The organism is Inhella sp. (assembly GCF_041912635.1).
In the GTDB taxonomy this organism is placed as follows: Bacteria; Pseudomonadota; Gammaproteobacteria; order Burkholderiales; family Burkholderiaceae_C; genus Inhella.
Map to the genome: position 1 here is coordinate 1 of NZ_JAYRMO010000042.1, position 22168 is coordinate 22168.

At 66.5% G+C, this 22168-nt stretch carries 23 protein-coding genes; 18 read left to right on the top strand and 5 right to left on the bottom strand.

The window, feature by feature from the left end:
* Window positions 1–196: 196 nt before the first annotated feature.
* A complete protein-coding gene (locus tag ACE3QP_RS19575; RefSeq protein ID WP_374438437.1) occupies window positions 197–805 on the top strand; it encodes a ProQ/FINO family protein in 609 nt (202 codons plus the stop codon).
* 358 nt (window positions 806–1163) lie between these two features.
* On the opposite strand, the gene ACE3QP_RS19580 is transcribed toward ACE3QP_RS19575, so the two are convergent.
* Together ACE3QP_RS19580 and ACE3QP_RS19585 are read right to left on the bottom strand one after the other, a co-directional pair.
* A complete protein-coding gene (locus ACE3QP_RS19580) occupies window positions 1164–1406 on the bottom strand; it encodes a hypothetical protein (protein WP_374438509.1) in 243 nt (80 codons plus the stop codon).
* Window positions 1407–1533: 127 nt separating this feature from the next.
* The gene (locus ACE3QP_RS19585) at window positions 1534–2295 is read right to left on the bottom strand and encodes an enoyl-CoA hydratase/isomerase family protein (protein ID WP_374438439.1); all 762 of its coding nucleotides are present in this window, start codon (window positions 2293–2295) and stop codon (window positions 1534–1536) included.
* A 102-nt stretch (window positions 2296–2397) separates the two neighbouring features.
* Between ACE3QP_RS19585 and yajC the strand changes: the two genes are divergently transcribed.
* From yajC to ACE3QP_RS19605, 4 genes are all read left to right on the top strand, one after another.
* Window positions 2398–2721, top strand: coding sequence for a preprotein translocase subunit YajC (yajC, locus tag ACE3QP_RS19590; protein WP_198113440.1), 324 nt, complete (start codon window positions 2398–2400; stop codon window positions 2719–2721).
* 140 nt (window positions 2722–2861) lie between these two features.
* Window positions 2862–4739, top strand: a complete 1878-nt coding sequence (gene secD, locus ACE3QP_RS19595; protein ID WP_374438442.1) for a protein translocase subunit SecD — start codon at window positions 2862–2864, stop codon at window positions 4737–4739.
* A gap of 12 nt (window positions 4740–4751) precedes the next feature.
* On the top strand, window positions 4752–5786 hold the full coding sequence (gene secF, locus ACE3QP_RS19600) for a protein translocase subunit SecF (RefSeq protein ID WP_374438444.1): 1035 nt from the start codon (window positions 4752–4754) through the stop codon (window positions 5784–5786).
* 40 nt (window positions 5787–5826) lie between these two features.
* The gene (locus tag ACE3QP_RS19605; RefSeq protein ID WP_374438446.1) at window positions 5827–8166 is read left to right on the top strand and encodes a DUF1631 family protein; all 2340 of its coding nucleotides are present in this window, start codon (window positions 5827–5829) and stop codon (window positions 8164–8166) included.
* Window positions 8167–8197: 31 nt separating this feature from the next.
* Here the strand turns inward: ACE3QP_RS19605 and ACE3QP_RS19610 are convergent, their stop codons facing one another.
* Genes ACE3QP_RS19610 through ACE3QP_RS19620 form a run of 3 tightly spaced genes read right to left on the bottom strand, consistent with a single transcriptional unit; the run spans window position 8198 to window position 10927 of the window.
* Window positions 8198–8650 carry a DUF494 family protein gene (locus ACE3QP_RS19610; protein WP_374438448.1) on the bottom strand — a complete coding sequence of 151 codons (453 nt, stop codon included), beginning with the start codon at window positions 8648–8650 and terminating at the stop codon, window positions 8198–8200.
* A gap of 43 nt (window positions 8651–8693) precedes the next feature.
* On the bottom strand, window positions 8694–9761 hold the full coding sequence (dprA, locus tag ACE3QP_RS19615; RefSeq protein ID WP_374438450.1) for a DNA-processing protein DprA: 1068 nt from the start codon (window positions 9759–9761) through the stop codon (window positions 8694–8696).
* A gap of 2 nt (window positions 9762–9763) precedes the next feature.
* The gene (locus ACE3QP_RS19620; protein WP_374438452.1) at window positions 9764–10927 is read right to left on the bottom strand and encodes a LysM peptidoglycan-binding domain-containing protein; all 1164 of its coding nucleotides are present in this window, start codon (window positions 10925–10927) and stop codon (window positions 9764–9766) included.
* A gap of 212 nt (window positions 10928–11139) precedes the next feature.
* Here ACE3QP_RS19620 and def point away from each other — a divergent pair, with 212 nt between their 5' ends.
* The 13 genes from def to ACE3QP_RS19685 all read left to right on the top strand — a co-directional run bounded on the left by def (window position 11140) and on the right by ACE3QP_RS19685 (window position 22025).
* Window positions 11140–11670 (top strand): peptide deformylase, encoded by a 531-nt coding sequence (def, locus tag ACE3QP_RS19625; RefSeq protein ID WP_374438453.1) that lies wholly within the window; start codon window positions 11140–11142, stop codon window positions 11668–11670.
* 13 nt (window positions 11671–11683) lie between these two features.
* Window positions 11684–12619, top strand: a complete 936-nt coding sequence (fmt, locus tag ACE3QP_RS19630) for a methionyl-tRNA formyltransferase (protein ID WP_374438454.1) — start codon at window positions 11684–11686, stop codon at window positions 12617–12619.
* Window positions 12620–12678: 59 nt separating this feature from the next.
* The gene (htpX, locus tag ACE3QP_RS19635) at window positions 12679–13530 is read left to right on the top strand and encodes a zinc metalloprotease HtpX (protein WP_374438456.1); all 852 of its coding nucleotides are present in this window, start codon (window positions 12679–12681) and stop codon (window positions 13528–13530) included.
* A gap of 52 nt (window positions 13531–13582) precedes the next feature.
* Window positions 13583–13939, top strand: coding sequence for a hypothetical protein (locus ACE3QP_RS19640; RefSeq protein WP_374438458.1), 357 nt, complete (start codon window positions 13583–13585; stop codon window positions 13937–13939).
* Between the two features lie 104 nt (window positions 13940–14043).
* Window positions 14044–14793 carry a head GIN domain-containing protein gene (locus ACE3QP_RS19645; protein ID WP_374438460.1) on the top strand — a complete coding sequence of 250 codons (750 nt, stop codon included), beginning with the start codon at window positions 14044–14046 and terminating at the stop codon, window positions 14791–14793.
* 99 nt (window positions 14794–14892) lie between these two features.
* Window positions 14893–15540 carry an AzlC family ABC transporter permease gene (locus ACE3QP_RS19650; RefSeq protein WP_374438510.1) on the top strand — a complete coding sequence of 216 codons (648 nt, stop codon included), beginning with the start codon at window positions 14893–14895 and terminating at the stop codon, window positions 15538–15540.
* Entirely contained in the window at window positions 15537–15866 is a 330-nt protein-coding gene (locus ACE3QP_RS19655) for an AzlD domain-containing protein (RefSeq protein ID WP_374438462.1), read from the top strand. The genes ACE3QP_RS19650 and ACE3QP_RS19655 overlap by 4 nt, the downstream gene beginning before the upstream one ends.
* 36 nt (window positions 15867–15902) lie before the next feature.
* Entirely contained in the window at window positions 15903–17096 is a 1194-nt protein-coding gene (locus tag ACE3QP_RS19660; RefSeq protein WP_374438464.1) for a phosphoglycerate kinase, read from the top strand.
* Between the two features lie 68 nt (window positions 17097–17164).
* Window positions 17165–18595 (top strand): pyruvate kinase, encoded by a 1431-nt coding sequence (pyk, locus tag ACE3QP_RS19665; protein WP_374438465.1) that lies wholly within the window; start codon window positions 17165–17167, stop codon window positions 18593–18595.
* Between the two features lie 23 nt (window positions 18596–18618).
* The gene (locus ACE3QP_RS19670) at window positions 18619–19368 is read left to right on the top strand and encodes a substrate-binding periplasmic protein (RefSeq protein WP_374438467.1); all 750 of its coding nucleotides are present in this window, start codon (window positions 18619–18621) and stop codon (window positions 19366–19368) included.
* Window positions 19369–19387: 19 nt separating this feature from the next.
* Entirely contained in the window at window positions 19388–19723 is a 336-nt protein-coding gene (locus ACE3QP_RS19675) for a nuclear transport factor 2 family protein (protein WP_374438469.1), read from the top strand.
* 11 nt (window positions 19724–19734) lie between these two features.
* Window positions 19735–20805 (top strand): phosphotransferase family protein, encoded by a 1071-nt coding sequence (locus ACE3QP_RS19680; protein WP_374438470.1) that lies wholly within the window; start codon window positions 19735–19737, stop codon window positions 20803–20805.
* Window positions 20802–22025: an acyl-CoA dehydrogenase family protein gene (locus ACE3QP_RS19685; protein WP_374438472.1), complete on the top strand. Its 1224-nt coding sequence runs from the start codon at window positions 20802–20804 to the stop codon at window positions 22023–22025. The genes ACE3QP_RS19680 and ACE3QP_RS19685 overlap by 4 nt, the downstream gene beginning before the upstream one ends.
* Window positions 22026–22168 lie beyond the last annotated feature (143 nt).

The window sequence follows — 22168 nt, forward strand, 5'->3', positions numbered from 1 at the left end:
GCCGATGATAGTGCGGATTGCCCGTGTGAAAGTAGGACATCGTCAGGCTATTAATACCCAAAACCCCCCCGCAGGTAACTGCGGGGGGTTTTGCTTTTGGGACTTGCTGCAAGAATGCTCACGCTAAAGCGTAGAAGCTAATTTGGCGTAGCTCGGCCTGTACCGACCCAAATCGACAGCAACGGAGTTGTGATCAATGAAAGACTCGCTAGGTTCGGATGCGCAGCCCCCCGCCCAAACGGCGGTGGTGAAGGACGGAGCAGCAGCAGGAGTCCTTCTCAAGGAGCTTTTCCCGGCGCTCTTCTCCGGCGCAGCTATGCCGCTCAAGCTCCGCATTCAAACGGATATCGAGTTGCGCGCCCCCGGACGATTTAGCCGCTCGGCTCTATCTGCCTTCTTGCGCCGCTACACCGCTACGACTGCGTACCTTATCGCCATTACGAAAGCGACACATCGCTTCGATTTGGACGGCCAGCCAGTGGCCGAACTCAGCCTCGAGCACAAGACCGCAGCACGTGAGGCGCTTGCTGAGCGCAAGGCACGGCTTCGTGCGCGAGAGACAGAGATGGAAGCGGCTCGCCGTTGGCGAGCGGAGTTCTTGCGAGATTGGTCAGGCACCAACCTGTCGCGGGCCAATTTCTGCACCCTGAAGGGCATCGCAGAAGAGGCCCTTGAAGCGCTCTTAGAACAGGCCAAGACAGAGGCGAGCGCTGTGCAAAAGACGCCTCCTCATCCGGCCCACCGTCCTTTGAGGCAGCGGGAGCGGGCCAAAAGATCCGCGACGTCCCCCTCAAAACCCCGCTGATTAGCGGCTATCGCAACCGGGATTGCAGACTCGTTCGTTGCGGCCAAGAACCTTCAAACTCCGCAGGTTACTTGGTAAGCGATGTTTCCCGCATTTGAAGCAGGACCGCATGTGGCCACTGCCGAAAAACGGAGATCCACCAACCTTCGACTCGTAACGCAAACCGTCATCGCGCACGGCCGTTTGGGTGTCCTGGAGCATGGGGCGTCTGCTTGGCAGTTGGGACGCCGGAATACTAGGCGCCGAAAATGACGGTGCCACTACCGATTTGCCCGTGTACCGCACGATCCGATTCCGGGCGCCGAAATAGAAGCGCCCTCGACTGAGGGCGCTCTCTTTTGTGCTGAACCAAAAAGCGTTAGGGCTTTTTGGCTGCCAGTTGTTCTTCGAGCTCCTTGCAAGAAGGTGCGCAAACCGGTTGACTCTTGCCAAGCAGCTTTCGTGACTTCAACATCGCCCGAGGACGATGCTTGCCGCACAAGAAGCACGACATTGTTGCGGCACCGAAGGATGAGGTCGCCGCAAACGGCGAGCCCGGGGCTTTGGACTTGTAGCGTAGGCCATCGGCCTCGATCAAGGTTTTGGTGGTTTCCTTCGCCACGCTGTTCCTGCCTGTAGTCTGGTTCGTTGGTAGGGTGCCGCAGATCTGCACCGCGGCGAAGCGGCAATTGTCGCTCAAGCTGCCGCACGAGGGCTAGCCGTAAACAGCCGTTGAACCCGAAGAGGAGTCACGAACCTTCGAAGCAAGGGGGGCGTTTCTCTGCCCAGGCCCGAAGGCCCTCAAGCAAATCGCTGGATTGAAGGCAGCGCTGTTGATCGGCCAACAGCTCCCCAAGCACTAACGTGTCAGCGGCAATCCGATTCAGGTGACGCTTCATCCCGCGAAGCGCCAGAGGTGCCAAAGCCGCAACCTCCTGGCTTCTTTGTGCTGTCAATTCCCGTAGAGCGGGCTCATCGGCAACCAGTTCATCCAGGAAACCGATACGCGACATCTCTTCGGCGCCCAGGGTTTGGCCGCCCAAAAGAAGCCGCTTGGCGGGGCCCAATCCGAGTCGGGTGACCAAGCGGCGCATCCCCCCGAGGTGGTAATGCAGGCCCAGGCGGGCGGCTGGCACGGCCATCACGCAACGGCGTGTGCCAAAGCGGATGTCGCTCGACAAAGCAAGATCGGTGGCGCCGCCCCATATCCCGGCATGCAAGGCCGCCATGGTGATCTGCGGCAAGCTCTCCCAGGCATCGCACAGTCGCTCAAAAATGGCAGGAGCGTCGACACCGGGCACTGCATCGATGTGAAAGCCGCTGCAGAAGTGCCGGCCCATGGCTTGAAGCACCACAACGCGCACCTCATCAGCCCCGCGAAGCGTTTGCATGTGCGCCTCCAGGGTGGCGAGGTCGCCCAACTCCAGGCGGTTGGCCTGGTGGGGTCTTCGCAGTGTGATGGTGGCCAGGGGCCCATCCACCCGAAGATCAGGAGATTCAGAAGGCTGCATAGGGAAGCATTCTCGGCGCCCTAGAATCCTGCGCTCCACCGATCAGGCTTGCCCTGATACTGTCAATTCGCGGCTTCCGCCGCTCATGGAACGAGTCCCCCAGTGCTGATTTCCAACGCCTTTGCCCAGGCCGCCGCGCCCGCCGCCACGCCCGAATCGAGCCTGATGAGCCTGCTGCCCCTGGTGGCGATGTTCGTGGTCCTTTACTTCATCATGATCCGCCCCCAGATGAAGCGTCAGAAGGAGCACAAGGCCATGATCGAAGCCCTCGCCAAAGGCGACGAAGTGGTGACCGCTGGCGGTCTGCTGGGCCGCGTGGCCAAGATGGGCGACAGCACCATTCACGTGGAACTGGCGACCGGTGTCGAGGTGCAGATGCAGCGCTCGGCGGTTGTGCAAGTGCTGCCCAAGGGCACGCTGAAGTAAACCGGCCGGCCCCGCTGCTGGGGCTAGCACTTTGCCGCGGGCGCCCCTGGGCCATTTTCATCCCCCGGGGGGGCCCCGGGGGGGGGGCCTCGCTGTGGGGGGGGGGGCGGGGGGGCCCCCCCCCGCCCCTGGGAGGGGCCATGAATCGTTATCCGTTCTGGAAGTACCTGGTGCTGGTGGCGGCACTGATGATCGGGGTCATCTATACCCTGCCCAATTGGTTTGGTGAGGCGCCGGCCGTCCAGATTTCGAGCGGACGAGCCACGGTCAAGGTGACCGAAGAAGTGCGTGCACGCGTTGCGCAGGCGCTCAGTTCCGCCGGGATCGCGTCGGACTTTGTGCAGTTCGAGGGCAACTCGGTGCGCGCACGCTTCAACGACACCGATGTGCAGATCAAGGCCAAGGACGCCATCGCCAAGGCTCTGAATCCCGACCCGGCCAACCCCGACTTCGTGGTAGCGCTGAACCTGATCTCCAGGTCGCCGCAATGGCTTGCCAAGCTGCATGCCTTCCCGATGTACCTCGGCCTGGACCTGCGCGGAGGTGTCCATTTCCTCATGGAAGTGGACATGAAGGCGGCATTGGCCAAGAAGAACGATGCCTTGGTCGGGGACGTGCGCACGCTGCTGCGCGATAAGGGCATCCGGCATGCGGGCGTCAGCAAGGACGGCGAGCGCTTGCAAGTCGCGTTTCGCGACGGTGCAACCCTGGAGGCGGCACGCAACCATCTGCTCGAAAAGCTGGCGGACCTGGAGTGGCAGACCACCGGCAGCGGCACTGAGCTCCAACTCGTGGGTCAGCTCAAGCCCGCGGCCCGCATTGCGGTGCAGGAGGGCGCGCTCAAGCAGAACATCAACACGCTGCACAACCGCATCAACGAGCTGGGCGTTGCCGAACCGGTGATTCAGCAGCAGGGTTTGAACCGTGTGGTGGTGCAACTGCCGGGTGTGCAAGACACCGCCAAGGCCAAAGACATCATTGGCCGCACTGCAACCTTGGAGGTCCGGCTGGTCGACGACAGTGCCGAGGCCCTGGCGGCCTTGAGTGGCTCCGGCCCGGTGCCCTTCGGGACGGAGCGCTTCCAGGAGCGTGGCGGCCAGGCCTTGATCGTCAAGCGCCAGGCGGTGCTGACGGGTGAGAACCTCAACGATGCTCAGGCCGGGTTTGACGATCAGCACAGCCCAGCCGTCCACCTCACGCTGGATGCCCGTGGCGCACGCATCTTCAAGGATGTGACGCGCGAGAACATCAACAAGCGCATGGCCATCATCCTGTTCGAAAAGGGCAAGGGTGAGGTGGTGACCGCGCCGGTGATCCGAGGCGAGATTGGCGGCGGGCGCGTCCAGATTTCGGGTGCGATGACTTCGACCGAGGCGGCAGATACCGCGCTGCTGCTGCGCGCCGGTTCGCTGGCGGCACCCATGGAGATCATCGAGGAGCGCACGATCGGTCCGACGCTGGGCAAGGAGAACATTGACCGGGGCTTCCAGTCGGTGCTGTGGGGCTTTGCCGCGGTAGCGGGCTTCATGTGCGTGTACTACATGCTCTTTGGTCTGTTCTCATCACTGGCCCTGGGCTTCAATCTGCTGATGCTGGTGGCGGTGTTGTCCATGCTGCAGGCCACCTTGAGTCTGCCCGGCATGGCGGCCATTGCCCTGGTGCTTGGCATGGCGATTGACTCGAACGTGCTGATCAACGAGCGCATCCGCGAGGAGTTGCGCGGGGGTGTTGCACCTCAGACGGCCATCCACCTGGGTTACGAGCGCGCCTTCGCCACCATCTTGGATTCAAACGTCACGACCCTGATCGCCGGTCTGGCCCTGCTGGCCTTCGGCACCGGGCCGGTCAAAGGCTTTGCCGTGGTGCACTGCCTGGGCATCATGACCTCGATGTTCTCGTCCGTGATGTTCTCGCGTGCGCTCGTGAACCTTTGGTATGGGCGCAAGCGCAAGTTGCAGACGGTGGCGATCGGCCAGGTTTGGCGCCAACAGGCCGCGGCACCGGCCGACGCGCAATAAGGGGAGCCCGAAATGGAATTCTTCCGAATCAAGCGGGACATCCCGTTCATGAAGCACGCGTTGATCTTCAACGTCGTGTCCTTTCTCACCTTCGCCGCTGCCGTGTTCTTCTTGGTCACCCGTGGCTTGAACTACTCGATCGAGTTCACCGGGGGCACGGTGATGGAGATCGAATACGGCCACGCGGCCGACGTCCAGCATGTGCGCGAACTGATCGAGCCGATGGGCTTTGGCGAAATCCAAGTGCAGAAGTTCGGCAGTTCACATGACGTCATGCTGCGGCTGCCGGTGCGCCCGGGCAAGAAGCAAACCGAGGTCGTGGACGAGGTGTTCGGCGTGCTCTGCAAGGCCGAAGCGGGGCAGTTGCAGCAGAAGTCCTATGTCAGCGACAAGGGCGAGGCGGTCACTAAGACGGTCTGCGTGAACGCGCAGGCCGCTGAACCCTTGAAGCTCACGCGCAGCGAGGTGGTGGGCCCCTCGGTGGGCGCCGAACTGGCAGCCGATGCAGCGAAGGCGCTAGCCTTCACTGTCTTGGGCATCATGGTCTACTTGGCGTTCCGATTCGAATGGAAGTTTTCGGTGGCCGGCATCATTGCCAACCTGCATGATGTGGTCATCATCCTGGGCTTCTTTGCCTACTTCCAGTGGGAGTTCTCGCTGTCTGTGCTGGCGGCCGTGCTGGCAGTGCTCGGCTACTCCGTGAACGAGTCGGTGGTGATCTTTGATCGCGTGCGCGAGGCCTTCCGCAAGTACCGCAAGCTCAGCACGCACGAGGTCATTGACCACGCCATCACCTCCACCATGAGCCGTACTGTCATCACGCACGGAAGCACGCAGCTGATGGTGCTTTCCATGCTGGTCTTTGGTGGGCCCACGCTGAAGTATTTCGCTGTGGCGCTGACCATCGGCATCCTGTTCGGCATCTACTCATCGGTCTTTGTGGCGGCGGCCATTGCCATGTGGTTGGGAGTCAAGCGCGAAGACTTGGTGAAGGTCGCGGCCAAGACCGAGGATCCCGACGACCCGAACGCTGGAGCGGTGGTGTAAGGTCCATCCCACCGTCCATGGCCTGCCGCGCTTCTCTTCCATGACTTCTCCTTCCGCTGCCCCAGCGTTGGCCCAGGCCGCGCGGCGCGTGTATGTGGAGGCCTTGGTCAAAGGGTCGGCGGCAGTGCCGGCGGCCCTGGTGGAGGCGTTGCAGCAGCGTCTCTTGAAGCCGGCGGAACCACTGAAGATCCGCGCTTGGCGCGACACGTTGGCTGCGCTGCAGCAGCACGGTGCCACCTGGCAAATGGGCGTGATCACGCGCCTGCGCCGGCTGAGCAAGTCCCAGGACCCACTGGGGCCGCCAACTGCCGGTCGACCGGCCAAGCCGTTAAGCCTGGTTGAGGATGACACCATCGAGCGGGAGATCCTGGCCTCACGACTGGCCTTGTCGATCCAGGGCGATGCCCAGTGGCAGCTGACCGACATGCGCACTCGCATGCAGGTTCTGGAAGGGCACCCCGATCTCGATCCGGAGGACAAGCTCCACCCCGCCGTGATGGCACGGCTCTGGGTGGATGCCTGGCGCGAGGCCGACCTCGGTCATGTCGATTGGCAGCAACTGCAGGATGTACTGCACCATGAATTCGGACACTGGATGGGCAGTGCCTACCATCTCACGAATCGTTGGTTGCTGGAGCAGGGCGTGTTGCCGGATGTGGACCTGCGGCCATTCATCGTGCGGTCGGTCGGTATCAACACCGGTGTTCAGCTGGGCGGGAGCTTTCTGGAGTCGACGAACCGCCGAACCCCCGAGTTCGAATCGGGGGGCGCGGCGCAGCTGAGCGCAAGCAGGCCAGGCAGCGGGCCCGGAAAGCTGCACGCCAGCGCCAGCACGCCCCAGCGGGCAGCGGGTGCCGGCAGTCCGCAGAGCCAGCAGGCCTTCCAGGTGCTGGAGCAGTTGCATGAGGTGCTCCAGCGCCAGATGCCGAGTTTGGCGCAGGTGATGGCGCAGCCCGTGCCCGCAGGCGGGCCTGAAGTGACGCCCCCGCCGACTGCCGCCAGCCTGACGCCCCGGCTGCAGGCCGTAATCCAGCGTGCCCAAGGGGCCTTGCAGCGGCCGCCCAGTGCGGAAGGGTCGGGCACGGCGGTGCTGGAAGAAATGCGCGCGCGCAGCCAAGCCTTCAAGCAGGTCTTGAAGCAGGCCGCAGGCACGCCGGAGGAACGCGCCACGATCGAAATCGTGGCCATGATGTTCCAAAGCATCCTTCAGGATGACCGGCTGCCAGCGACGGTGCGGGTCTGGTTCGCACGCTTGCAGATGCCGGTGCTTCGCGTGGCCGTTGCCGAGCCGGACTTCTTTGCCGCCAACGACCATCCTGCGCGACTCTTGATCGACCGCATGGGCGCCTGCGTGCTCGGGTTTGACAGTGCGGACGCTGTTGGTGACGTGCTGGAGCGAGAGATCAAGCGCGTGGTTCAGGTGGTGGAGGCCTACCCAGACACCGGTCGACGTGTGTTCCAGACGGTGTTGACCGAGTTTGAGCAGTTCCTCTCCAACTTTTTTGAGAAGGAGAACCCGCTCAGCCGCAAGGGTGTGTCCCTGGCGCAGCAGGTGGAGCAGCGTGAAACCTTGGCCATCCAGTACACGATCGAGTTGCGCAAGATGCTCGCCGACATGCCTGTCGATGAAAGTCTGCGCGACTTCCTGTTCCAGGTCTGGGCCGATGTGCTGGCCGTGACGGCGGTCCGCGAAGGCAGCCAGGCCGAGGTTACGCGGTTGATGAAGCGCGCCGCAGCCGATCTGATTTGGTCGGCGGGAGCGAAGGGCTCACCGGAAGAGCGGGCCGAGGTCATCCGGCGCTTGCCGGTCTTGCTCAAGACCCTGCGTGATGGCATGAGTCATGCCGGTATCGCGCCCAAGAAGCAGGATGAACACATCCGGCGTCTGAACAACACGCTGGCGGCCGCCTTCACGGCCAAGGCGGCGCCGATTCCGCGCGAGCGTCTGGAAGAGCTGATGGATCGTTTGCAGACGCTGGAATCGATGCTGCCCGGCTTGAGCGATATTGATCTGGACGAGGGGCTGCTGCGCGACATCTCCGGCCACGAGACCGAGGGGCTCGAAGTGGTGGGAGAGGGCGGTTCACCGCCGTCGCCGGCGATGCTGGCCTGGGCGCGCGAGCTGCCGGTGGGCAGTTGGTACCGACTGCAATTCAGGGGGCGCTCGGAAACCGTGCAATTGGCCTGGGCCGGTGCCCGCCATCAATTGCTGCTATTTGTGTCGCCTCAGGGGCGTGCCGTGCTCTTTCCCTTGCAGCGTCTGGCGGCCTTCCTGCAGGCCAGCCTGATGCAGCCGGCGCAAGATGAATCCGTGACGGTCAAGGCCACGCGTGATGCCCTCGCCCGACTGGAGAGTGATCCGGAGCAGCTGCTGCGCTGAAGGCTTGCCAATGACGACGGCTGCGAGCCGTTTAGTGGATTAGGCGTTCTTCAGGAGCGACGAAGAGCTCGTCCAGGATCAGGGCGTCCGGCTCTTCGCCCAGGCTCCAGAACACCATCAGCACGATGATCTTCAGGTCTTCAAGGTCGACCGGCCCGCCTTCGATGGCCATGGCTCGATCCAGCACGACCTCGCGCATCGGGGGCGGCAGGACACCCGCGCTGGCCAGGAAGCTGATGAACTCAATCGAGGCAGGGCCCAATTGAGCCAGCTCATCGGTTGTGTAGACCCGCAGGCTGTGCGCTTGCGTCTGCTCCCCCACCGACTGGGCTGCGGCCGCCAAGCCATCGAGCCAGTTGAGCGCGTCGCGAATGTCATCGCGCTCGAAACCCACAGCCGACAGCTTGCGGTGCAGCTGGGCTGCGTCCGGGCAGGCGTCGGGGCGCCAGTAGGTCTCGTAGAGGTAGACGAGCACATCAAACATGCGATCGATGATAGCCGAGGGGCCTCGGGCCACCGGCTCCGAATCAGGGGGGCTGCGACCCCGCATTCGTGCGCACAAAGCGCTCACCGGGTAGGCGTTGCACCTGGCCCTGCAATTCAAGCTGGAATATCTGCGTCAGCACTTCGGCAATGCCCCAGCCCAGGCGCTGCTGCAGACGGTCCAGTCCAACGGGCTCGAGCCCCAAAGCTTGCAACAGGGGGTCCGCGGGCTCAGCGTCGGGCGCGGAAAGTGGCGCCTGCGACGGCGCCGGGGGAGAAGGCGCGGGCAGCTCGTCCAGGATGTCCTGAAGGCTTTGCACCAGCTTGGCACCCTGCTGGATCAGCTGATGGCAGCCCTGTGCCTGCAGGGATCGAATCGGGCCGGGCACCGCGAACACCTCGCGGCCGGCTTCGCTGGCCAATCTTGCGGTGATCAGCGAGCCCGAACGCAGCGCGGCCTCGACCACGAGACAGCCCTGACTCAGACCGGCAATGATGCGGTTGCGGACTGGGAAGTTGGCGGGCAGGGGCGGTTCGCCCGGCGCGTGCTCACTGATCAGCAGGCCTTGCTCGCGGATCCGCGCCGCCAGGCTGCGATGCCGGGGCGGGTAAATCTGATCCAGGCCGCAACCCAGCACAGCCCAGGTACTGCCCCGCTGCAATGCGGCGGCATGAGCGGCGCCGTCAATGCCCAGTGCCAATCCGGACACGACCACCCAACCCGCTTGAGCGATGTCCTCGGCAAATTGCCGAGCCAGCTCCAGCCCGCTGGGCGTGGGGTGTCGGGTGCCGACGATGGCCAATGCGGGGTGCGAGAGCTGCTCGCGACGTCCGTCCAGGAACAAGGCGAGCGGGGGGTCCGGACTGTTCAGCAGTTGCTGCGGGTAGTCGGCATCGCCGAGCTTGAGCAGGCTATGGCCGGGTTCTTCCAGCCAAGCCAGCGCCTGTTCGAGGCGCCGCTGCTGCTCCGCCGAGGGAACGGACAAATGGGCCTGGGCGCGCCGGGCATCGCAAGCGCAGGCCTGCAGCAGCCGGCGTGCCTGGGCGCGCCCCATTTCGCCGCTCAGTCGCAGCCAGGCTCCCAGTTCCAGCTGGTCAGCTCTGGCAGGCACGGTCAGCGCGGTTCGCTGAAGCGGTCCCCGGTGCTGACCGGCTCCTTGACGGAGATGATCAACGCATAGGACACCCGCTTGAAGGTCTGGAACACGAACAGCACGCCGTGGGCCTCGTCCGGCAGCTGCACGGCTTCATTGCGATCGTCGGTACGGTCCTTCACCACGCGGCCGGCGCGCCACAGGCTGAGCACATGGCCGCGCTCCAGTCCATCGGCGCTGCCCCGGTTCAGGGCCACGATCTGGTTTTGCCCGGCGGTGATGGCGTCGCCGTACACGGAAATGATGCGTCCGCCGATCGGCTTGCCCGGGGCATGGGGCACGTAGCGGGAGTAACTGCGCGCCGGCACGGGCGCCAGGCGGTCACCGACACCGATCTCCTGCCGCATCTGGCGGATGGTGATGGTGGCCGGTACCTCCAGTTTGTCTCCCTGGTTCAGCGTCTCGCCGCCCAGTCGGGTCAGGTCGGCGGTGCCGAGGTAGACCGACTCATAGCCCAGGACTTCTTGGGTATCAATGTCACGCAGCGGCTTGGCGCTGCGGAACACACGGTAGCTGGACATCGGCTGCTGAATGCCGCGCACGTAGGCCGTCTCACCCTGGGACAACATTACCCGGCCTTCTTGCGCAGCGACGATGCGTGGCGACGTCGCCAGCTCGTCGCTGTCCAGCACGATAGCCTCGTTCAAGAAGGGCTCGATCAGGTGCTGCGGGATGGCCGCCACCGGGTTGTCGGCTAGGTCGGAAGTGCGCACGCGTGGCGTCAGCACGACGTCGCCGTTCTCGCCTGTCATGGCGGCCGCAGCGGTCTCACCCGGGCTCATTTGCAGCGTGGCACGGCCATCGCGCTTGACCAGGTACAGCGTTTGCCCCGGGTAGATCAGATGCGGGTTGGCGATCTGCTGCTTGTTCATGCCCCAGAGCTCTGGCCAGCGCCAGGGGCTCTTGAGGAAGATCGACGAAATGGCCCAAAGCGTGTCGCCCCGCTTGACGGTGTGGCTGTCCGGTGCGTTCGGGGCCAGCTCATCCAGCGGCACACCAGCCTGGGCCACGCGTTCGGCGGTGGCGCGCTGGTCCTCCGTGATGGGATAGGGATTGGCGCCAGCCGGCAGGGCATAGGCACAGGCCAGGGCGGCGGCGGTCAGACTCAGGCGTAGGCTCTTCAACAGGTTCTCCCGGTGCGCGCGCCGGCATGGCCTGGGCGCCGACAAGGTCCATGGGGCTGGGAGACAATCCGCGCCCCTGGGCTGCTTGGCATTCTGCCGTCATCGCCACGCATTGCCGCGATCCGTCTGCCGGGGCACACCTGGGGCAGACCCGCGCCACGTTGCGCACCGCCCACAGCCCTCCTGCATCGTCACACCCGTACACAGTCTCTATGGCCCGCCTGAACATCCTGCGATTCCCCGATCCTCGCCTGCACACCGTTGCCAAACCGGTCGCTGCCGTGGATGAGCGCATCCGTCAGCTGGTCGATGACATGCTGGACACCATGTATGCGGCCGAAGGCGTGGGCCTGGCGGCTACCCAGGTGGATGTGCATGAGCGCGTGGTGGTGATCGATGTCTCCGAAGACCGCAAGCAGCCGCGCGTGTTGATCAACCCGGAAATCATCGCCACCAGCGCCGAGATGTGCGAGGGCGAGGAGGGCTGCCTGTCGGTGCCGCAGACCTACGACAAGGTGATGCGCCACAAGCAGGTCACCGTGCGGGCGCTGAACCGCGAGGGCCAGACCTACGAGTTCGAGGCCGATGGCCTGCTGGCCGTCTGCGTGCAGCACGAGCTGGATCACCTGATGGGCAAGGTCTTCGTCGAGTACCTGAGCCCGCTCAAGCGCGATCGCATCAAGACCAAGATGCTGAAGAAGGCCCGCGAGGAACAGCAGCAGGTGCCTCGGCGCGCCTTCTGAAGGCGGGCCGGCGATGCGTCTGGTCTTTGCGGGTACCCCGGAGTTCGCTGCGCGGGCGTTGGACGCGCTGCTGGCGACCGGCCACGAGGTGGCGGGCGTGCTGACCCAGCCCGACCGCCCGGCGGGCCGCGGCATGAAGCTGCAGGCCTCGCCGGTCAAGCAGCGCGCCTTGGCGGCTGGCATCCCCGTGGCGCAGCCCCAGGGCCTGCGCCTGGATGGGCGTTATGCCGAAGACGCCGCGGCAGCCCGGCAGCAATTGCTGGCCTGGGCGCCCGAGTTGATGGTGGTGGCCGCCTACGGCCTGATCCTGCCGCGCTGGGTGCTGCAGTTGCCGGCGCGCGGCTGTTTGAACATCCATGCCTCGCTGCTGCCGCGCTGGCGCGGCGCGGCACCCATCCAGCGCTGCATCGAGGCCGGCGATGTGCAGACCGGCGTGACCATCATGCAGATGGACGAAGGCCTGGACACCGGGGCCATGCGCCTGATCGAGAGTCTTGAACTGGCCGCCGACGAGACCGCCGCCAGCCTGCACGACCGCCTGGCCGAGCAAGGCGCGCGGCTGATCGTGCAGTCCCTGGCACAGCTGGACGATCTGCCGCTGCGGGCCCAGCCCGAAGCGGGCGTCACTTACGCGGCCAAGATCGAAAAGCGCGAGGCCTTGATTGACTGGCGCCAGGACGCCACCCAGATTGAGCGCCGGCTGCGCGCCTTCGACCCCTTCCCGGGCGGCCAGACCAGCTGGCAGGGCGAGATCCTGAAGGTCTGGCGCGGCCGCGCCGAGCAGGGCCAGGGCGAGCCCGGCACGGTGCTGGCCCTGCACCCGGACGGCCCGGAAGTGGCTTGCGGCCAGGGCAGCCTGGTGCTGACCGAGCTGCAGCGGCCGGGCGGGCGCCGTTCCCCGGGGGCCAGCCTGGGCCTGCAGGCCGGTCAGCAGCTCGGGCAGACTTGAAGTCCGGCCCTGCGCGCCCATCTGGCGCTTGAATCCACTCTCTCCGGAGGACTGCTGCCATGTTCAATCTGATGAAGACCGCCATCCTGATGGCGGCCATCACCGCGCTCTTCATGGTGTGCGGCCAATTGCTTGGCGGGCAGAACGGCATGATCCTGGCGCTGCTGTTCGCGCTGGCGATGAACTTCTTCAGCTACTGGTTCTCCGACAAGCTGGTGCTGAAGATGTACAACGCGCAGGAGGTGGATGCCCGCTCCGCGCCGCGCTTCTACGCCATGGTGCAGGAACTGGCCGCCACGGCCCAACTGCCCATGCCGCGCGTCTACCTCATCGATGAACAGGCCCCCAACGCCTTCGCCACCGGCCGCAACCCCAGCCACGCGGCGGTGGCGGCCACCACCGGCATCCTGCGCGTGCTGAGCGAGCGCGAGCTGCGCGGCGTGATGGCGCATGAACTGGCCCATGTGAAGCACCGCGACATCCTGATCAGCACCATCAGCGCCACCATGGCCGGTGCCATCTCGGCCCTGGCCAATTTCGCCATGATCTTCGGGGGTCGCGACGAAGACGGGCGGCCAGTCAACCCGATTGCCGCCATCGCCGTGGCCATCCTGGCCCCCCTGGCCGCCAGCCTGATCCAGATGGCCATCAGCCGCTCGCGCGAGTTCGAGGCCGATCGCGGCGGTGCCGAGATCAGTGGCGACCCCGAGGCCCTGGCCAGCGCGCTCGACAAGATCCACCGCTATGCCAGCGGCATCCCGCTGCCCGCCGCCGAGGCCCACCCCGAGACGGCGCAGATGATGATCATGAACCCGCTCTCCGGCGGCGGCCTGCGCGGCCTGTTCAGCACCCACCCCAGCACCGAGGAGCGCATCGAGCGCTTGCTGGCCATGGCCCGAACTGGGCGCTGAAGCCGGCGCTGTTCCCGCTCAAGTGCGCGCCCCGCGCTCCGAAATGAAGGCCATGCGTCTTGTCATCTTGACCCTGCTGATCGCGCTCACCGGCTGTGAGCAGTTGGGCATTGAGGACCCGGCCAAGGTGGCGGCGGTCAAAGAGGCCGAGGGCAAGGCCATCGGCAGCGCCTGCCGCCATGCCATGCGCGCCATCGAGGACTGCTACACCCTGAACCCCAAGGCCAGCAAGGCCGCGGTGTACGCCGGCTGGCGCGAGATGGACGAGTACATGCGCGAGAACAAGCTCGAAGGCGTGGCGCCCGCGCTACCACGCGCCGAGCCCAAGAAGGCCAAGCCGGCCGACGAGGAAGAGGAGCCGGCTTCGGCGCCTGCGCCCAAGAAGGGCGGCAAGGCAGCCTCGGCCTGAAGCAGTTCGGCAGCGCCGAATCGCGCTTCGTCGCAGCGAGCTTGGTGGGCAGCCCGGGGCTGCGGGACGATGAATTCCATCGACAACCCCTTTGGAGCCCCACCATGAGCCTGGTCCGCCGCAGTCTTCTCACCGCCACTCTTGCAGCCGCCGCGGCCGCCACCCTCAGTGCTGGTGCGCTGGCCTGGGGCCAGGAACAGGTCAGGGGCGACGGCAAGATCGTCAAGGAGGCCCGTCAGCTGGATGGCTTTGACGGCATTGCCCTGGCGGGCCCCTTCGAGCTGAAGCTGCGCCAAGCCGATACACAGCGCGTGGAGCTGGAAGCCGACAGCAATCTGCTGCCTCTGGTGGAGACCCGCATCGTCTCGGGCTCCAAGGGCAAGACCCTGGAGGTGCAGGTCAAAAAGGGCTACTCGGTCTACTCCAAGCAGCCGCTGCGCATTGCCGTGGATGCCGCCACGCTGCGCCGCCTGGCCATTGCCGGTTCGGGCAAGGCCGAGATCGAGGCGCTGAAGACCGACAAGGTGGACTTCAGCGTGGCCGGGGCCGGCACCGTGCTGGCGCCGCAGCTGGATGCCGGCTCGGTCAAGATGAGCGTGGCCGGTGCGGGCGACATCCGTGCCGGCGGCAAGGCCGCCGAGCTGGAGGTGTCGATCGCCGGCAGCGGCGATGTCAAGGCCTTTGAGTTGGCGGGCGACGAGGTCAAGGTCTCGATCGCTGGCAGCGGCGACGCGCAGGTCCAGGCCAACAAGACGCTCAAGGTCTCGATCGCCGGCAGCGGCGATGTGGTCTACACCGGCAGTGCGGAGCCTTCGACCTCGATCGCCGGTAGCGGCAGCGTCAAGCGTCGCTGATCCACACGCGAACCCTGGGCCGGTGAGAATGCCGGCCCTGTGAAGTCTTCGCTGACCGCGCTGTCGCGCGACCCAGAATTTCGGCGCGGGGCCCGCGAGATGTCGGGCCCCGCGCTCGGCATTGCGGCCTGGGGTCTGGTGACGGGTGTGGCGATGGTCAAGAGCGGCCTGACGCTGGCTCAAGCTCTGGGCATGACCCTGCTGGTGTTTGCCGGTAGCGCCCAGCTGGCGGCCATGCCGTTGATGGCGGCTGGCGCACCGCTGTGGGTGCTGCTGGCCACGGCCTTTTGCGTCAACCTGCGCTTCGTCATCTTCAGCGCGCAGTGGCGTCACTATTTCGGCCACCTGCCACGCCGCCAGCGCCTGGCGCTGGGCTACTTCGCGGGTGACCTGAACTTCGTCTACTTCGTTCAGCGCTTTCCCGAGCCGCAGCCCGCACCCGGCCAGCTCGCCTATTTCCTGGGCACGGTGGCGGTGAACTGGACTTCCTGGCAGCTCGCCTCCATCGTCGGCATCCTGGCCGCGCATGCCATTCCCACGCAGTGGGGCCTGGGCTTTGCCGGCGTGCTGGCGCTGCTGGGCCTGAGTTACTCGCTGCTGAACGAGCGCCGCCTCTGGTGGACCGCACTGGTGGCGGGGCTGGTGTCGATCGCCGCCTATCAGCTGCCGCTGCGCCTGCACATCGTGGCGGCCATCGCGGCGGCCGGGCTGTTCGCGTGGCTGCTCAAACGTCTGGCGGCGCGATGAGCGAGGCGCAGATCTGGCTCGCCATCGCCGGCCTGGCCGGCATCTCGGTGCTGGCGCGCGGTTTCTTCATGCTGAGCGACAAGCCCTGGCCGATGCCCGAGTGGCTGCGCGAGCTGCTCAAGGTCGCGCCCTTGGCGGCGCTGGTGGCGGTGATCGCCCCCGAGGTGCTGATGAGTCAGGGCGAACTGATCCAGACCTGGCGCGACCCGCGCTGGCCGGCGGTGCTGGCCGCCACGGCCTACTTCTTCTGGCAGCGCAGCATCCTGGGCACCATCCTGGTCGGCATGGCCGTGCTGCTGGGCCTGCGTCTGGGCCTCGGTTGGTAAGCTGAATCCATTCCCTCTCCCTTTTCCCACAAGACCATGAAAGTTCTTCGCTTCTCCGACCTCATTGCGCAAGGCCAGGTGGCCGGCAAGCGCGTGTTCATCCGCGCCGACCTGAACGTGCCGCAGGACGACGCTGGCCGCATCACCGAGGACACGCGCATCCGCGCCTCGCTGCCCGCCATCCGCATGGCACTCGATGCCGGCGCGGCGGTGATGGTCACCTCGCACCTGGGCCGCCCCACCGAGGGCGAGTTCAAGCCCGAGGACTCGCTCGCCCCCGTGGCCGCGCGCATGGCCGAACTGCTGGGCCGCGAGGTGAAGCTGGTGGCCAACTGGGTCGATGGCGTGCAGGTGGCGCCGGGCGAGCTGGTGCTGCTGGAGAACTGCCGCGTCAACAAGGGCGAGAAGAAGAACAGCGAGGAGCTGGCGAAGAAGCTGGCCGCGCTGTGCGACATCTTTGTGCACGACGCCTTCGGCACGGCCCACCGCGCCGAGGGCACGACCTACGGCATCGCCCAGTTCGCGCCCATCGCCTGCGCCGGTCCGCTGCTGGCGGCCGAGATCGACGCCCTCACCAAGGCCTTGGCGACGCCGAAGCGCCCGCTGGTGGCCATCGTGGCCGGCTCCAAGGTCAGCACCAAGCTCACCATCCTGCAGGCGCTGGCCAGCAAGGTGGACGGCCTGATCGTCGGCGGCGGCATTGCCAACACCTTCATGCTTGCGGCCGGCCTGAAGATCGGCAAGAGCCTGGCCGAGCCCGATCTGCTGGGCGAGGCCAAGGCCGTGATCGAGGCTATGAAGGCGCGCGGCGCGGCCGTGCCCATCCCGGTGGACGTGGTGTGCGCCAAGGCCTTCGCGGCCGACGCCCCGGCCACCGTCAAGGCCGCCACCGAGGTGGCCGACGACGACCTGATCCTCGACATCGGCCCGCAGACTGCGGCGCAGCTCGCCGCCCAGCTCAAGGCCGCTGGCACCATCGTCTGGAACGGCCCGGTGGGCGTGTTCGAGTTCGACGCCTTCGCCAAGGGCACCGAGACCCTGGCGCGCGCGATTGCCGAATCGGACGCCTTCTCGATCGCCGGCGGCGGCGACACCCTGGCGGCGATTGCCAAGTACGGCATCACCGATCAGGTTGGCTACATCAGCACCGGCGGCGGCGCCTTCCTCGAAGTGCTGGAGGGCAAGACCCTGCCGGCCTTCGAAATCCTGAGCCGCCGCGCGGCCGGCTGAAACCGGGCTGTTCCCAGGCGCGGCTCTGTAACCGTATCATCCGCAGATCAAGTAATCGAGTTACATCCATGAGCCGTGCCACCAAGATCGTCGCCACCCTCGGCCCCGCCTCCAACACGCCTGAAATCCTGGAGCGCATGATTCGCGCCGGGGTCGATGTGGTGCGCCTGAACTTCAGCCATGGCAAGGCGCAGGACCACATCGACCGCGCGCAGATGGTGCGCGAGGCCGCGCTGCGGGCCGGCAAGGCGGTGGCCATCATGGCCGACCTGCAGGGCCCGAAGATCCGCGTCGGCAAGTTCGAGGGTGGCAAGGTGCAGCTGGAAAACGGCATGCCCTTCGTGCTGGATGCCGACCGCACCGAGCTCGGTACGGTGGAGGCCGTGGGCCTGGACTACAAGGAGCTGCCGCGCGACGTGAAGCCCGGCGACACCCTGCTGCTGAACGACGGCATGATCGTGCTGACGGTGGACGCGGTGCGTGGCAGCGCGGTGTTCACCACCGTCAAGGTCGGCGGTGAACTGAGCAACAACAAGGGCATCAACAAGCAGGGCGGCGGCCTCACCGCCCCGGCCCTGACCGGCAAGGACATGGAAGACATCAAGACTGCGATGTCCTTCCAGTGCGAATACCTGGCGGTGAGCTTCCCCAAGAGCGCCACCGACATGGAGCTGGCGCGCCAGCTGGCCAATGTGGCCGGCGAGCCCTACCGCCACAAGCCCGGGCTGATCGCCAAGATCGAGCGCAGCGAGGCGATCCCGCAGCTCGAAGCCATCCTCAAGGCCAGCGACGGCATCATGGTGGCGCGCGGTGACCTGGCCGTGGAAGTGGGCAACGCGGCCGTGCCGGCGCTGCAAAAGCGCATGATCAAGATGGCGCTGGAGATGGACAAGCTGACCATCACGGCCACGCAAATGATGGAATCCATGATCGTCAACCCGGTGCCCACGCGCGCCGAGGTGAGCGACGTGGCCAACGCCGTGCTGGACGGCACCGACGCCGTGATGCTGAGCGCCGAGACCGCAGCCGGCAAGTTCCCGGTCGAGACCATCGAACAGATGGCCGCCATTGCGCTCGAAGCCGAGCGCGCCGAGTTCGTCAGCCTGGAAACCGACTTCGCCGACCGCCGCTTCGCGCGCATCGACCAGTCCATCGCCATGGGCGCGCTGTTCACCGCCCACCACCTCGGCTGCAAGGCCATCGTGGCGCTGACCGAGTCGGGCTCCACCGCGCTGTGGATGAGCCGGCACCGCATCCATGTGCCGATCTATGCGCTCACCACCCAGGCCATCAGCCAGCGCAAGATGGGCCTGTACCGCAACGTCTACCCGCTGCTGATGCCGCGCATGGACGACCGCGACACCGCGCTTCTGGCAGCCGAGAAGCTGTTGGTCGACAAGGGCGTGCTGATGCCGGGCGACACCTATGCCATCACCTGCGGCGAGCCGATGGGCTACCCGGGCGGCACCAACATGCTGAAGGTCTGCCGGGTCGGCTGAGCCTTTCCGCCGCGGCGCCAGGGGTGTCCAATTCCTTGGTGCGCCCCGTCACCGCCCTGAACCGCCGCCGTCTGATGTTGCTGACGGCCGGCGGGATGTTGACGTCTGTGTGGGCGCGCACCCGTGTGCCGCTGGCGGTGGGTGACCACGGCGGCCACCAGCACTGGATGCCGCTGTTCGAGCTGCTGGCCCGCGCCGTGACCCTGGAGTGGGAGCTGCGCCCGATGCCCTGGCCGCGCGCACAGGCCTTTGCCGAGCAGGGTGACGGCCTGATGTTCGGCCTGGCCCGCACCCCCGCACGCGAGGCCCGTTTTGCGTTCAGCCGCCCGGTGGCTGTGATGCGCAGTTGGGCCGTGGTGCGTGAAGGCGAGGCGCACGCGCTGGGCCGGCCGGGCGGGCTGGCCGAACGCCAAGTGTGTATGGCGCGAGGCTCGTCCTACCCCGACACCTTGCGGGCTCAAGGTGTGCCGATTGGTCACTGGCTGGAGTCGGACCAAGGCGACCCCGGCGCCCTGCGCATGCTGGCGGCGGGCCGCTGCGATGCGGCGGTGCTCACCCTGCCGGGGGCCACGGCTGAGCTGGCCACCCAGCATCTCGCCGCCATCGGCGTTCCCACGGCGGGCCTGGAGCTGCTGTCACAGCATCTGCAGCAAACGCCGCTGCACTTTGTGACCGGGCGCCGCAGCCGCTGGCGCTGGGTGCTGGTCCGCCTGGACGACACACTGCAGCGCGACCGCCGCCTGCAAGAGACCCTTCAGCGGCTGAGCGGTTGAGCCGGGTTACGCTGGGGCCATGAGCCCCGCCCAACTCGCCCAAGAGCAGCTGATTGCCTACAACGAGCGCAATCTGGACCGCTTCCTCGCCTGCTACGCCGAAGACTTCGCGCTCTACCGCCCACCCGCCGCAGAGCCCGTGATGCGCGGCAAGGCCGCGCTGGCCGCGCACTACGCCAACAACCGCTTCAACCTGCCCGGCCTGCATGCCGAACTGCTCGGCCGGCTGGTGGTGGGCAGCAAGGTGTTCGACCACGAGCGCGTGCATGGCGTGCGGCCCGAGCCCTTCGAGGTGGTGGCCAGCTACGAGGTGCGTGATGGCCTGATCGTGGCGGCCTATTTCTTCGACGCCTGAAGGAGACCCGCATGAGTTCCTTTGCTGGCACCCGTGCCGCCGATGAAGCCTGGCTTGATCTGCCCGCGCTCGAAGCCTTGCTGCGGCGTGAGCTGCCGGGCTTCGAGGGGCCGCTGAGCGCCGAGCGCTTCAATGGCGGCCAGAGCAACCCGACCTTCAAGCTGCTGACCCCTGGCCGCGCCTATGTGATGCGCTGCAAGCCCGGCCCGGTGGCGCAGCTGCTGCCCTCGGCCCATGCCATCGAGCGCGAGGTGCGCGTGCAGCGGGCGCTGGCGGGCAGCGCCGTGCCGGTGCCGCGCATTCATCTGTTGCACGAGGACGAAGCCCTGCTGGGTCGCGCCTTCTACGTGATGGAGATGCTGGACGGCGAGGTGCACTGGGATCCGCGCCTCAAAGACCATGACCCCGCGCAGCGGGCGGCGATCTTCGACGCCATGAACGCCACCATCGCGGCCATCCACGGCGTCAACCTCGATGCCCAGGGCCTGCGCGACTACGGCGCCGCCGGCAATTACTACGACCGCGGCATCGGCCGCTGGGCCAAGCAGTACCGCGCCTCCGAGTTCAAGGAGACGCCCATCGAGGCCATGGAGCGCCTGATTGAGTGGCTGCCCGCCAACGCCCCGCCGCCCGAAACCGTGCAGACCCGCCTGGTGCACGGCGACTTCCGGCTCGACAACCTGGTGTTCGAACGCGGCAGCGCGCGCGTCATCGGCGTGCTCGACTGGGAGCTCTCCACCCTGGGCGACCCGCTGGCCGACTTTGCGTACCACGCCCTGGCCTGGGTGGCACCGCCGGGGCCGATGCGCGGCCTGGCCGGCGTGGATCTGGCTGCCGCCGGCATCCCCAGCCTGGCCGACTACTGCGCGCGCTACGAGCAGCGCAGCGGCCTGAAGGTGGACGGGCGCTGGAACTTCTACTTCGCCTACAACCTCTTTCGCCTGGCCGCCATCATGCAGGGCGTGGCCGCCCGCGCCCGCCAGGGCACCGCCAGCAGCGCCCAGGCCGTGGCCCAAGGCGCGCTGGCGCCGCAGGTGGCGGCGCTGGGTTGGCAGCTCGCACAACAAGGACTGAATCCATGAACTTCGACACCACCCCGCGCGGCCGTGAACTCTGGGCCCGCGTGGACGCTTTCATGCGCGAACGCATCGAACCCCAGGAGCAGGCCGCGCGCGAGGAACTAGCCGCCAACACCGCCGCTGGGCGCCGCTGGACGCCACTGCAAACGATTCAGAACCTGAAGCAGCAGGCCAAGGCCGAAGGCTTGTGGAACCTGTTCCTGCCGGACAGCGACCAAGGCGCCGGCCTGACCAACTTCGAGTACGCCCCGCTGGCCGAGCGCATGGGCCATGTGCTCTGGGCCTCCGAGGTCTTCAACTGCAGCGCCCCCGACACCGGCAACATGGAAGTGCTGGCCCGCTACGGCACGCCCGAGCAGCAGGATCGCTGGCTCAAGCCCCTTCTGGCCGGCGAGATCCGCTCCGGCTTTGCGATGACCGAGCCCGAGGTGGCCAGCAGCGACGCCACCAACATCGCCACCCGCATCGAGCGCGATGGCGACGAGTACGTCATCAATGGCCGCAAGTGGTGGACCAGCGGCGCCGGCGACCCGCGCTGCGCGGTCTACATCGTCATGGGCCGCTCCAACCCCGAGGCGGGCAAGCACGAGCAGCAATCGATGATCCTGGTGCCGGCGGACGCACCGGGCGTCAAGGTGATCCGCGCGCTGCCCGTGTTCGGCAATGACGACGCCCCGCACGGCCATTGCGAAATGCTGTTCGAGAACGTGCGCGTGCCCGCCAGCAATCTGCTGCTCGGCGAGGGCCGCGGCTTCGAGATCGCCCAGGGCCGCCTGGGCCCCGGCCGCATCCACCACTGCATGCGCCTGATCGGCATGAGCGAGCGCGCGCTGCGCCTGATGTGCGAGCGCCTGTCCAGCCGCGTCGCCTTCGGCAAGCCGCTGGCCACGCAGGGCGTGTGGCACGAACGCATCGCGCAGAGCCGCATCCTGATCGACCAGGCACGCCTGCTAACCCTGAACGCCGCCCACATGATGGATACCGTGGGCAACAAGGTGGCCAAGCAGGAGATCGCCATGATCAAGGTGGTGGCGCCCAACGTCGCCACCCAGGTCATCGACTGGGCCATCCAGGCCTGGGGCGGGGCGGGTGTCAGCGATGTGACCCCGCTGGCCGAGCTGTACGGCGCGGCGCGCACGCTGCGTCTGGCCGATGGGCCGGATGAGGTGCATCGGGTGTCGATTGCGAAGCAGGAGTTGGGGCGGTACGCAGCCGCTCGATGAGTCGTTTTCGGTTTGCCGCGGCGCTGGTCGCGGCTTTGGGCCTGTTGGTCCTATGGGTTGGGTTGCGTCAGGCGCCAAAGGAGCCCCAACCGACTGCTGCGGCTGCGCCTACAGCCGAGCCTGCCGAACGACCTGCTTCCTTG